This window comes from Schumannella luteola (assembly GCF_013408685.1).
In the GTDB taxonomy this organism is placed as follows: domain Bacteria; phylum Actinomycetota; class Actinomycetes; order Actinomycetales; family Microbacteriaceae; genus Schumannella; species Schumannella luteola.
This window is the reverse complement of sequence record NZ_JACBZY010000001.1, coordinates 312,347-324,219: the sequence shown is the minus strand read 5'-3', so window position 1 is coordinate 324,219 and position 11,873 is coordinate 312,347. Positions and strand designations below refer to the sequence as shown.

Here is an 11,873-nt window from a genome sequence, read left to right as displayed (position 1 = left end):
TCGCCTCCACCCCTTCGCAACTCAGGAGAATCGGGCCGACCGGCCGGTTTCCCGGCGTCTCGAGCCGTTTCTCCTGAGTTGCGTGACCCGAGCCTGCCGGCCGCAGCGGGCGGGCGATCGACCCATCCACCGCACCCCTGACAGTCAGGAGCTGACGTGACGAACACCGCGGAATCCGCGAACCCCGTGACGCCGTCGATCGTCGTGATGGGCGTGCAGGGCTCGGGCAAGTCGACCGTCGGCCGGCTGCTGGCCGAGCGGATCGGAGTCGAGTTCCTCGACGGCGACGACCTGCATCCCGCCGCCAACAAGGCGAAGATGGCCGGCGGCGAGTCGCTGACCGACGAGGATCGGGTGCCCTGGCTGAAGGCGATCGGCGAGCGACTGACATCGGCGCGGGAGGATGGCCGCACGATCGTCGTCGCCTGCTCGGCGCTCAAGCGCTGGTATCGCGAGCTGCTGCGCGCGAGCGACGACGGGCTCGCGTTCCTCTGCCTCGACGGCGACGCCGCGCTCGTCGCCGAGCGGCTCTCGCACCGCAACCACGAGTTCATGCCCGCGACCTTGCTCGCGAGCCAGTTCGCGACGCTCGAGCCGCTCGCCGCGTGGGAGGCCGGCGTCACGGTGCCGGTCACGCTCGCGCCCGCCGAGATCGTCGAGCGTGCCGCGGCCGAGTTCGCCGCGCGCTGAGCGCTCCCGCCCGCCGGCTCCGGCCGCGGAGCGTCGATCCAGGTGGCGCAATTCAGGAGGATCCGCGCCTCACGACCGGGCCGGATCGAGTCGATTCTCCTGAGTTGCGACAGGGATGCAGCACAGCGTTCGCGCCGCACGTCTGGCTGCGGTGACCTGCTCAGAAGCCCGCCGCGCCGAAGTCAGTCGCGCTGAAGCCCGCCGCCCCGCCGCCGGGCGACCGTCAGCCTGAGGGGGCCGCGGTCGCCGGCGGGGCGGTGTTCAGCAGGATGCGATCCGCGGCCTGACGGATCACACCATGTCGCGTGCATCCGCATCCGCATCCGCATCCGACCGGACGGGCCGGGCGCGCGATCCGTCTGCGGTCCGCTGCGATACAGCGAGTCGAGTGCGGTCAGCTCCCGGAGCGCTTCGCCCCGATCGAGCGACGCACGAACCCGATCGCGGCCGTGGCGATCACGAGCACGATGCCGATGATGCCGAGCCACACCAGGCCCTTGATGGCGAACCCGACGATCGCGAGGATCACCCAGAGCGCGATGAGGACGATGACCAGAGTGAGCATGCCCCGACGCTACGCCCGCTCAGGAGCGCGTCGGCCCGCATCGGGCCGGTGCACGGCGCGCGTACAGGTGCATCGTGTCCCGGCTCAACCCTCCAGCACGCGCGGGCGGTCGACGAACTCGATCACGACGCCGTTCGGGTCGGTGATCGATCCGACGCGGCCGACGCCGCCGGCCGCCGGGCGCGACGGTCCGTCGGGCTCGCCGCCGGCGGCGACGAGCCGGGCGAGTGCCGCATCCACGTCGTCGACCGCGAGCGCGATGTGGTGCAGCCGGGCGCCGTCGTGCACCGTCGGCAGCAACTCGACCACGTCCTCCGCGTGGTGCAGGTAGGTGAGCGTGGTGTCGAGCGCGGGGATCGGGGTCTAGCGGGCGACGGCCATGCCGAGCCCGTCGCGGTAGAAGGCGAGCGAGCGGTCGTGGTCGTCGGCCTGCAGGGCGAAGTGGTCGATCGCGTGGATGTGCGGATGCGGCGTCGTGCCGCTGCGCAACGGCAGGTCGCGCTGCAGCAGCTCGATCGCGACCCCGTCGGGGTCGAGCACGAGCGCCTGACGCCCCACGCCCGAGCCGGTGGCGCGCGGCTCGACGGTGACCGTCGCGCCGGCGTCGCGCAGCCGATCCACGTCGCCGTCGAGGTCGTCGCTGAGGTAGCCGAGGTGGTTCGCCCCGGCGGGCGCGGTGCCGGCGGCGAACTCGATCAGCTCGACCAGCCCCTGCGCGAGCTGCAGGTAGGCGATGCGCATGCCCGCCGCGGCGACCTCGGCGCTCCACACGGGCTGGGCGCCGAGCAGGTCGACGTAGAAGGCGACCGAGCGGTCGAGGTCGTCGGTCACGATGCCGAGATGGTTCAGTTCGTAGATCACAGGTGCTCCTCGTCGAGTCGGGTGATGGGGTGGATCGGTGACGGTCCGGTCGGTCAGGTGAGGGGACGCGGGATGTCGACCGGCAGCCCGGTGGCCGCCGACCGGTAGATGGCGTCGATCACGGTCAGCGTGTCGACGGCGTCGGCGATCGTGACCCGGTGGCGTCGGCCGAGGCGGATGTCGTCGGCCAGCGCCGTGTACTGGCGGGCGTGACCCGAGGCATCCACCGTGGCGTCGCGGCTCAGCTCGGGGTCGGGGGCGTCGATCTGGTTGGCCGTGCCGTGCAGGCCCATGTCGCCGACGTCCGCGGCGTTGCCGTTGTCGCGGCCGCTGCCGTCGTCGGATGTCCTGGCGAGGTGCAGGTAGCGCAGGTCGCCGTGCTCGATGACGGCGCTGCCGCGGGTGCCCATGATCTGCAGTCGCGCGGCGAGCCCGGGGTAGGCGGCGGTGGTGGCGTGCACGGTCGCGAGCGCCCCCGACTCGAACTCGACGAGCGCCGTCAGCGTGTCCTCGACCTCGATGCGCTCGTGGGCGAGCACCGCGCTGCGTGCCGTGACGCGGCGGGCGGGGCCGAGCATCCAGAGCAGCAGGTCGAGGGTGTGGATGCCCTGGTTCATGAGGGCGCCCCCGCCGTCCTGTGCCCAGGTGCCGCGCCACTCGGCGCTGTCGTAGTAGCGCTGGCTGCGCCACCAGCCGACCGAGGCGACCGCCGAGGTCAGTGCGCCGAATCCGCCGTCGTCGAGGTGCGCGCGTACGCGGTCGGCGGCGGGGCTGTAGCGCTGCTGGCTGACCGCGGCGGCGACGAGACCGTGCTGCGCCGCGGCGCGAGCGGCGGTCTCGACGAGCGGCCGGGCCCGGTGCGGATCGATGTCGACGGGTTTCTCGATGAGCACGTGGCGACCCGCCTCGAGCGCGCGCATGCCGAGCTCGACATGGGTGCCGGTGGGCGTCGCGATGGCGACGAGACCGACGCGGGGGTCGCTCAGCGCGTCGTCGATCGTCATCGCGGCGACCGGCTCGATCGCCCAGTCGGAATCGAGCCCGTTGTCGCGCAGGAACCGCGCCGCGCTGTCGCGGGTGCGTGCGGCCACGCCGACCAGCTCGAGGGACGGCACCGCGCGCACGGCGCGGATGTGGGTCAGGGCGATGGCGCCGGCTCCGATGATCGCGACACCCCGGCGTCCGGGGGCGGCGGAGGCGGATTCCGTCATCGGGTATTCCTCGGGTGAATGCTGGCAAACGATTGCATGATTGCGCGCGCAAGGCGATTGTGCGCGATCCCACCAAACTATTGCCGGGTCTGTTCGATTGGCAAGCGCTTGCCAAATCCGACGCGCTCCGCACTCGCGCAGTCGCGCCCGCGCCGTGGCGGCGCCGGCATCCCCGCGCGCCGGTATGGCTCCATAACGGATGCCGATGCTCGGCCGGTCGGCGGCGGATCTACCGTGGCTCGAAAGCGCCCGAGGCGCTCGCACCACAGCACCCGATCGCGGGTGGAAGAGCGCCGGCGATGGGGTCGCGCGCGGAATCCGCACCGCGAATCCGAAGCCCTCGAACTCTCGACGGAGACCACATGACGACCACGGAGACACCCAGGAAGACGCCGGCGAAGGCTGCGTTCGCCGCCTGGATCGGCACGATGCTCGAGTACTACGACTTCGCCGTCTACGGCACGTCGGCGGCGCTCGTGCTGAACATCCTGTTCTTCTCGCCCGAGCTGCCCGAGGGCATCAGCGTGCTGCTCTCGCTGGTCACCTTCGCGGTGGGCTACGCGGTGCGTCCGCTCGGCTCGCTCATCCTGGGACCGCTCGGCGACCGCTTCGGCCGCAAGTTCGTCATGATGCTCTCGCTGTTCGGCATCGGCGGCTGCACCTTCCTCGTCGGCTGCCTGCCGACCTACGCGCAGATCGGCGTCGCCGCCCCGATCCTGCTCGTGCTGCTGCGCGTCATCCAGGGCCTCTGCCTCTCGGGCGAGCAGGCCAGCGCGATCTCGATGAGCCTCGAGCACGCCTCCGAGAAGCGCCGCGGCTTCCTCACCAGCTTCACCACCCTGGGCGCCTCCTCGGGCACCCTGCTCACCCTGCTGATCTTCATCCCGATCACCGCGATGCCGCAGGACATCCTGCTGAGCTGGGGATGGCGTCTGCCGTTCTGGTTCTCGGGCATCGTCGTCGTCGTGGCCTACATCATCCGCCGCAACGTCGAGGAGCCGCCGAAGTTCCTCGAGACCAAGTCGCTCAACATCACGGTCTCGCCGCTGCGCCAGGTGCTGCAGTTCCACTGGCGCGCGGTGCTGCGCATCGTCTTCTGCGCCCTGATCGCGGGCACCAGCTACATGACGCAGACCTTCTCGATCGCCTTCGCCACCTCGGGATACAAGCTCGACAAGCCGACGATGCTGCTGGCCACGACCGCCTCGGCGATCGTCGCGATCATGCTGACCCCGGTCGCCGGGTTCCTGACCGACAAGGTCGGGCGCAAGCCGATGTTCCTGATCGGCACGCTCGGCGCGGGCCTGACGATGTTCCCGTTCCTCTGGTCGATCACGACCGGCAACTGGGCCCTGATCTTCCTGTTCGGCATCATCAACTACTCGCTCTTCTACTCGATGGTCAACGCGACCTGGCCGTCGTTCTACTCGGAGATGTTCCCCTCGCGGGTGCGCGTCTCGGGCATGGCGCTGGGCACGCAGATCGGCTTCGCGATCTCGGGTGCCGCCGGGCCGGTGCTCGCCACGGCGCTCGCCGGCGAGGACCTGCGCGGCTGGGTCGGCCCGTCGCTCGTCGCGGCCGCCTTCATGGTGCTCGCCTTCGTCGGCGGTCTCACCGCGAAGGAGACGCGCAAGCACACCCTCGATGAGCTCGACGACCTGCACCAGAGCGATAAGGAGAAGGAGCTCATCGCGAGCGCCAGCTCGCCCGCGTCGACGCCGCTCGGCGCCGCGGCGGCCGCGAAGGCGGGCATCACCGACTAGTCGTCGAGGGCGGGATGCGCTGAAACCGCCGCCTCTGCGAGAGCCGGCCCGATTCGAGTGAATCGGGCCGGCTTCGGCGTGCGGCCGGAGTCAGAGGCCGCGGGGCTGCAGGGGCTCAGAGACCGCGGAGGTGCGGCAGCACCTCGGCGCCGAGCAGCTCGACCAGGTCGAGGTCCTGCGCCAGCCGCGTCTGCAGGTAGATGCGGGTGGCGCCGAGCTCGCGGATGCGGGCGATCTTCTCGAGCGCCTCGGCGACTGTGCCCGAGACGGTGTTCTCGCGGAACGCGACCGGGTCGAGCCCGCGCGACTCGACGCGGCGGGCGTAGTCGCGTTCGTCCGTGCCGACGATCGTCGCGAGCGCGACCGAGTAGACGAGCGAGTCGGGGTCGCGGTCGATCTTCTCGGCGGCGCGGCGCACGGCGGCGAAGCGATCGGCGATCACCGCCTCGGGCTGGAAGCCGATGTTGAACTCGCTCGCGTACTCGGCCGCGAGGCGCGGCGTGCGCGCCTTTCCGCCGCCGCCGATGATGATCGGCACCGGGTTCTGCGTCGGCTTCGGCAGGGCGGGGGAGTCGCTCAGGGTCCAGTGCTCGCCGGCGTAGGAGAAGCGCTCGCCGACCGGCGTCGACCAGAGGCCGGTGATGATCTGCAGCTGCTCCTCGAAGCGCGCGAAGCGGTCGTCGGGGAAGGGCAGGCCGTAGGCCTCGTGCTCTTCGCGGAACCAGCCCGTGCCGAGGCCGAGCTCGACGCGCCCGCCCGACATCTCATCCACCTGGGCGACCGTGATCGCCATCGGGCCGGGCGCGCGGAAGGTCGCCGCGGAGACGAGCGTGCCGAGGCGGATGCTGCTGGTCTCGCGGGCGAGCCCGGCGAGCGTGATCCACGAGTCGGTCGGGCCGGGCAGGCCGTCCTGCCCCGGCATCGCGAGGTAGTGGTCGGAGCGGAAGAAGCCGTCGAAGCCGAGCCGCTCGGCGGTCTGCGCGCAGGCGAGCTGGGTGGCGTAGTCGGCGCCCTGCTGGGGCTCGATGAAGATGCGGGCGTCCATGGTTCCTCCGTGCGCCGCGGCGGCGCGGGTCGGCGATCGGCGGTCGGCAGTCGAGGTCGGGGAGTGCGAGCGGGATGCGGGTGCGGCACCCGCGGGCCGCGCGCGTCAGTCGGAGTCGAGCGAGAGCTCGAGCACCCGGTGCAGGTGCGCGGCCATGGCGGCGTCGGCGGCCGCGACGTCGCCGGCCGCGATGGCGGCGGCGATGGCGCGGTGCTCGGCGATGGCGGCGTCGGCGTCGGTGACGCCGAGGCGCACCGACTGGCGCACGCGCTGCGCCTGCGCGTCGATCGTGTGCGCGAGGCGCACCAGGTAGCGGTTGCGGCTGCCGTCGAAGATCGCGTCGTGGAAGGCGTGGTCGATGCGCAGGTACTCGCGCCAGGCGAGCCCGTCGGCGGCGTCGAGTCCGGCGGCGGCGCGCTCCTGCTGGGCCGTCAGCTCGTCGAGACGGGCGGCGAGCTCCGGGTCGGCGGCGGCCGCGGCGCGGCGGGCCGCGGCGACCTCGAGCACGCTGCGCGCATCCACCAGCTCGGCCAGTTCGTCATGGCGGAGGCGGGCGGCGACGGCGAAGCCCTTGTTGGCGACGTGCTCGACGAGCCCGGTCGACTCGAGTTGCACGAGCGCCTCGCGCACGGGCGTCGGAGAGACGCCGAGCTGCTGGGCGATCGCGTCGACGCGCAGGGCGCTGCCCTCGGCGATGGCGCCGGTGACGAGCAGCTCGAGCACGGCCTCGTGCACTTCTTCGCGCAGCCCGGCGCGGCGGCGCAGCGGGCGGGTCTGGGCGAGGCCGCCGGCTGCCGTGACCTCGCTCATGGCCTCAGCGTACTGAGTGGGCACCGCTCAGCTCCGCACCGGCACGGCCTCGGGGTTGACGATCGTGGCGGGCGCCTCGCCGCGGGCGATGGCGAGCACCGAGTCGATCACGCTGCGCGAGACGGCCTGGGCGAAGGCGTCGGTCCAGCACAGGGCGTGCGGGGCGAGGATGACGTCGTCGCGCCCGATGAGCGGGCTCGAGGTCGGCAGCGGCTCGGCCTCGAAGACGTCGAGGGCGGCGCCCGCGATGCCGCCCTGCTCGAGGGCGCGCACGAGCGCGGTCTCGTCGACGACGGAGCCGCGGGCGACGTTGATGAGCTGGGCGTGCGCGGGCATGAGCGCGAGCTCACGCTCGCCGATGAGGTGGGCGGTGCCGGCGTTGCCGGCGACCGTGACGATCACGTAGTCGCTGGTGGCGAGCAGCTCGTCGAAGCCGACGAGGGGGATGCCGAGCTCAGCCGCCTCGGCGCTGCGGTCGCTGCGGTTCCAGGCGACGGTCTCGACGCCGAGCGCGCTGACGAGGCGGGCGGTCTCGCTGCCGATGCCGCCGAATCCGATGACGCCGACGCGGCGGCCGGTGAGGCCGCGGCCGTGCCAGTGGTGGCGCTCGCCCCAGCGCCCGTCGCGCACCAGGTGGTCTTTGACGACGAGGTTGTGGGCGGCGGCGAAGAGCAGCGCGACGGCGGCGTCGGCGACGGGGCGGCGCACGGCCTCGGAGGTGTTGGTGACGGCGACGCCGTTCGCGGTGGCGGCGTCGATGTCGATCGCGTCGAAGCCGGCGCCGAAGCGGGCGGCGTGCTTGAGGCGGCCGTCGCCGGGCAGCGAGGCGGCGGTGAGCTTCTCGCCGCCGAGCACGATCACGGCGTCGACGCCGTCGAGCTGGTCGGCGCGCAGCTCGGCGACGTCGTCGGCGAGCACCTGCCACTCGATGCCCTCGGCGTCGAGTCGGTCGAGACCGAGGTCGCCGAAGATCGTCGTCCCGTGGTCGTCGGCCATGCCGCGCGTGATGGCCACTCGGTAGGTCATGTCGCTCCCTCGAAATCCGATATTCAATAGGATACGCATGCCGGCAGCGGCGTCAGCGCGGCGGCGTCAGCGCTGCCGTCTCCAGCGCAGCCGGCATCACCCCTCGGGCTCAGGGATGTTCGCCCTAGGGCTGCTCGCCCTCGTGGGCCGCGCCCATCGTCACGAACTCGTGCAGCACATCCGTCACCGCGATGATCGCCGGCGACCGCGGCTCCTCGTCGCGCGTCGCGACCGTGAACGACGACATGATCGTCGGCTCGACGATGCGGCGGATCGCGAACTCGCCGCCCGCGAACATCGCCTCCGCGGCCGGGCGGGGCAGCACCGTCACACCCAGTCCGAGCGAGATCGCCTCGCCGAGCGGGCGCATGTGCTCGAGCTCGACCACGACGTCGAGCTCCATGCTGTTCTGCCGGAACGCCGACTCGAGCAGCCGGCGCAGTGTGTGCGAGCGCGGCGGCAGCAGGAACTGCAGCGGGCCCAGGGCCGACAGCGGCACCTCCTCGGCGCTCGCGCCCGGAACCGGCATCTCGGCCGGCGTCACCAGGCACAGCTCGTCGTGCGACACCCGGTCGAAGCGCACGCCCTTCACCGGGCCCGGATCGAAGATCAGCGCCGCATCCAGCTGACCCATGCGGATCGCCTGGCTGTGCACCACCGTCAGCGTCTCGACCAGACGGATCACGATGCGCGGATAGCGGGAACGGATCGCCTGCAGGATCGGCACCATGAGCATCGACCCGATGCTGAACGTCGCTAGGCCGATCATGACCGTGCCCGAGGGGGTGTCGGAGTCGGTGTCGAGCTCCTTGCGCACGGTCGACTCGAGTCGCAGGGCGTCGAGGGCGTAGCGGTACACGGCCTGGCCGGCCGCCGTCGGCTCGACGCCCTTGCGGCTGCGCACCAGCAGTTGGTGCCCGAACTCGTTCTCGAGCGACGCCACGTGCTGGCTCAGCGCGGGCTGCGCCAGGTGGAGCATCTCGGCCGCGCGGGTGATCGTGCCCGCGTCGACGATCGTCACGAAGTACTGCAGGCGACGCGTGTCCATGCAGGGGATGGTAGCCCCGCCGCGGCCGCCCGCCGGGACCGCGGCGCGCATCCATATCCACGCTCTATGCGTCCATCCCGAAGGGGTATTGGCCGGGCTCCGACCGCCGCGCCTAGCGTCGCTGATGTCGGCGGAAGGTGTCCGTCGACGGGGAGGAGCAGGCTCATGGCTGCAGCGATCGACCTCGTCGCCGATCTCGGCGAGGGCTACGGCTCGTACACGATGGCCGACGACGAGGGCCTGCTCGAGATCCTCACCTCGGCGAACATCGCCTGCGGCTTCCACGCCGGCGACCCGCGCATCATGGACCGCACGGTGCGGATGTGCGCCGAGCGCGGCGTCGGCATCGGCGCGCACCCCAGCTTCCCCGACCTCAACGGCTTCGGCCGTCGCGCGATGGACCTCACGGCCGAGGAGGTGCGCACCGACATCCTGTTCCAGCTCGGCGCCCTCGCGGCGTTCGCCACCGCCCACGGCACGAAGGTCAGCCACCTCTGCCCGCACGGCCGCCTCGGCAACCTCGTCATCACCCGCGCCGACTACGCCGCCGCGATGACCGACGCCGTCGCGCAGTTCGACCCCTCGATCGTCGTCGTGACGCAGGCCGGCGAGGTCGTGACGGCGGCCGCCGAGCGGGGGCTCACGATCGCCATGGTCGCCGCGATCGACCGCAACTACGAAGACGACGGCACGCTGACGCCGCGCAAGGAGGCCGACGCGGTCATCCACGACCCCGACGTGATCGTCGCGCGCACGCTGCGCATGGTCACCGAGGGCACGGTCGTCGCGCGCTCGGGCAAGGTGCTGCCGATCGAGATCGACTCGGTGCTGCTGCACGGCGACGGCCCCGACTCGCTCGCGCTGGCGCGCCGCATCCGCGACGAGCTCGTCGCCGCCGGCGTGACCCTCGCCCCGCTCGCCGAGATCGTCAAGGGACGCTGACATGCGGGTATCGCTGTCGCCGAGCGGGGAGGGCGCGCTGCGTCTGACCGTCGCCGACGCAGATGCCGAGACCGCCTGGCAGACCGTGCACCGCGTCGCCGACTGGATGACCGACCGCCCGCTGCCGGGCGTGCACGGCGCGGTCGCGACCTACGAGTCGATGCTCGTCGAGTTCGACCCGATGGTGCAGTCGTTCGAGGCGCTGGAGCCGCTGCTGCAGCTCATGGCGCGCGACGCGCTGCGCGACGCCCCGGTCGACGCGCATCCGCGCCGCCGCTTCGAGCTGCCTGTCGTCTACGGCGGCGAGCACGGGCCGGATCTCGCGTTCGTGGCCGACTTCCTCGGCATCTCCGAGGCGGAGGTCGTGGCGCTGCACACGGCCGAGGAGCGCGTCGTGCGCTGCCTCGGCGGGCCCGCCGCCTCGTGCATGATCGACGGCCCCGACTTCGCGAAGCCGATCCCGCGCCTCGCCGACCCGCGCCTCGAGGTGCCGCCGAACGCCATCTCGGTCGCCGGCGTGCAGGGCGTGCTCGGGCCGGTACGCGCGCCGAGCGGATGGCGGCTCATCGGCCTCTCGCCGGTGAGCGTCATGGACATCACGAGCCCGCGTCTCGTGCCCTACCGCCCCGGCGACTCGATCCGCTTCCGCGCCATCGCCGCCGAGCAGTGGGGCGACTACGAGGGCACGTTCCTCGCCGATCACGTGATCGACGACGACGACGCCGGCGACCGCGCCGTCTCGGACGCCGGCTCCGCCGCGGCGCCGGTCGCGCTGCGCTCCGACCTGGGGATGGCGTCATGAAGGTGCTCGAGGCCGGACACGCGGTCGTCACCGACCTGGGCCGCTTCGAGGGCCCGGCCCTCGGCTTCTCGGTCAACGGCGCGCTCGACCAGGCCTCGGCGAAGCTGGCGAACATCCTCGTCGGCAACCCGGAGTCGGCGCCGCTCATCGAGATCACGGCCAGCCTGCTGACGGTGCGCCTCGACCGCCGCGCGGTCGTCGCCGTGACCGGTGCGCCGGTCGAGCTGCGGGTGGATGGGCAGCCGCATCCGGCACTGACGCCGCTCAGCCTGCCCGCCGGAGCCGAGATCGCCATCACGATCACCGGACCCGGCCTGCGCAGCTACCTCGCCGTGCACGGCTCGGTCGAGGTGCCGACGCTACTCGGCAGCGTCGCGCCCGACAGCATGATCGGCTTCGGAACCCGGCTCGTCGCCGGAGCCGACCTGCCGCAGCTCGTCGAGGCGCCCGCGCTCGGCAACCCGCACCTGCGCGTGCCGCTCATCCACCTCGGGCTCCGCGGTCCCGCGGTGCCGAGCGAGCCCGTCATCGACGTCACCGACGGCCCCGACCGCGAGGAGTTCGGAGCCAGCGCCGAGAAGCTGTTCGCGGCTCCGTTCACCGTCGACCCGCGCAGCAACCACGTCGGACTGCGCCTCACCGGCGCGACCCCGCAGCGCGAGACCGCCAGCGAGGTGCTCTCGCGCGGGGTGCCCGTCGGCGCCGTCGAGGTGCCCTCCGACAGCCAGCTGCTCGTGCTGCACCGCGGCCGCGGCGTGACCGCCGGCTACCCCGTGCTCGCCGTGCTCACGACCGGCGCCCTCGACCTTATGGCGCAGGTGCGCCCCGGCCAGACCGTGCGCTTCCGTCGGGTCAGCGTCGCGCGTGCGCGCGATGAGCACCGCCGTCGCGAGCTCGCCCTCGGTCACGCGCGCGATCGCGTGCAGACGGCGCTCGTCGAGCACGGGCTCGAGCTGCCCGGTCGCACCGCGACCGACCCGGCCCGCACCGGCCTCGGCGTCGCCTCCGACTCGGGCGCCTTCGACGGCGCCGAGCTCACCACCGACTTCGACTTCGCCTCCGACACCGCGGCCCGTGTCGGGGCGCACCGCGCCTGATCGCGGCCGCACC

Annotated in this window: 11 protein-coding genes and 1 pseudogene; 5 read left to right on the top strand and 7 right to left on the bottom strand. The window is 72.5% G+C overall.

The annotated features are described in order from the left end of the window. The first annotated feature begins 156 nt into the window (after nucleotides 1-156). Nucleotides 157-690 (top strand): gluconokinase, encoded by a 534-nt coding sequence (locus BJ979_RS01520; protein ID WP_343046549.1) that lies wholly within the window; start codon nucleotides 157-159, stop codon nucleotides 688-690. 394 nt (nucleotides 691-1,084) lie between these two features. On the opposite strand, the gene BJ979_RS01515 is transcribed toward BJ979_RS01520, so the two are convergent. The 3 genes and pseudogenes from BJ979_RS01515 to BJ979_RS01500 form a co-directional block, all read right to left on the bottom strand. After that, nucleotides 1,085-1,255, bottom strand: coding sequence for a hypothetical protein (locus tag BJ979_RS01515; protein WP_179564526.1), 171 nt, complete (start codon nucleotides 1,253-1,255; stop codon nucleotides 1,085-1,087). A gap of 84 nt (nucleotides 1,256-1,339) precedes the next feature. Then, a pseudogene (locus BJ979_RS18025) lies at nucleotides 1,340-2,116 on the bottom strand (VOC family protein). Nucleotides 2,117-2,169: 53 nt separating this feature from the next. Beyond that, nucleotides 2,170-3,327 (bottom strand): Gfo/Idh/MocA family protein, encoded by a 1,158-nt coding sequence (locus BJ979_RS01500; RefSeq protein WP_179564519.1) that lies wholly within the window; start codon nucleotides 3,325-3,327, stop codon nucleotides 2,170-2,172. 362 nt (nucleotides 3,328-3,689) lie between these two features. On the opposite strand from BJ979_RS01500, the gene BJ979_RS01495 reads away from it, so the two are divergent. Further along, entirely contained in the window at nucleotides 3,690-5,090 is a 1,401-nt protein-coding gene (locus tag BJ979_RS01495) for an MFS transporter (protein ID WP_179564517.1), read from the top strand. A 115-nt stretch (nucleotides 5,091-5,205) separates the two neighbouring features. Here BJ979_RS01495 and BJ979_RS01490 read toward each other — a convergent pair whose 3' ends face one another. From BJ979_RS01490 to BJ979_RS01475, 4 genes are all read right to left on the bottom strand, one after another. Then, complete coding sequence (locus BJ979_RS01490; RefSeq protein WP_179564515.1) at nucleotides 5,206-6,135, bottom strand: LLM class F420-dependent oxidoreductase; 930 nt, start codon at nucleotides 6,133-6,135, stop codon at nucleotides 5,206-5,208. 105 nt (nucleotides 6,136-6,240) lie between these two features. After that, on the bottom strand, nucleotides 6,241-6,945 hold the full coding sequence (locus tag BJ979_RS01485; protein ID WP_179564509.1) for a GntR family transcriptional regulator: 705 nt from the start codon (nucleotides 6,943-6,945) through the stop codon (nucleotides 6,241-6,243). Between the two features lie 27 nt (nucleotides 6,946-6,972). Beyond that, a complete protein-coding gene (locus BJ979_RS01480; RefSeq protein WP_179564507.1) occupies nucleotides 6,973-7,971 on the bottom strand; it encodes a 2-hydroxyacid dehydrogenase in 999 nt (332 codons plus the stop codon). A 124-nt stretch (nucleotides 7,972-8,095) separates the two neighbouring features. Further along, a complete protein-coding gene (locus BJ979_RS01475) occupies nucleotides 8,096-9,019 on the bottom strand; it encodes a LysR substrate-binding domain-containing protein (protein WP_179564505.1) in 924 nt (307 codons plus the stop codon). A 165-nt stretch (nucleotides 9,020-9,184) separates the two neighbouring features. Here BJ979_RS01475 and BJ979_RS01470 point away from each other — a divergent pair, with 165 nt between their 5' ends. From BJ979_RS01470 to BJ979_RS01460, 3 genes are read left to right on the top strand one after another with little or no spacing between them, the layout of a single operon-like run. Continuing rightward, nucleotides 9,185-9,961, top strand: coding sequence for a LamB/YcsF family protein (locus tag BJ979_RS01470; protein ID WP_179564503.1), 777 nt, complete (start codon nucleotides 9,185-9,187; stop codon nucleotides 9,959-9,961). Nucleotide 9,962: 1 nt separating this feature from the next. Continuing rightward, nucleotides 9,963-10,763 carry a 5-oxoprolinase subunit B family protein gene (locus BJ979_RS01465; protein WP_179564501.1) on the top strand — a complete coding sequence of 267 codons (801 nt, stop codon included), beginning with the start codon at nucleotides 9,963-9,965 and terminating at the stop codon, nucleotides 10,761-10,763. Next, complete coding sequence (locus tag BJ979_RS01460) at nucleotides 10,760-11,860, top strand: 5-oxoprolinase subunit C family protein (protein WP_179564499.1); 1,101 nt, start codon at nucleotides 10,760-10,762, stop codon at nucleotides 11,858-11,860. The genes BJ979_RS01465 and BJ979_RS01460 overlap by 4 nt, the downstream gene beginning before the upstream one ends. The last annotated feature ends 13 nt before the right edge of the window (nucleotides 11,861-11,873 follow it).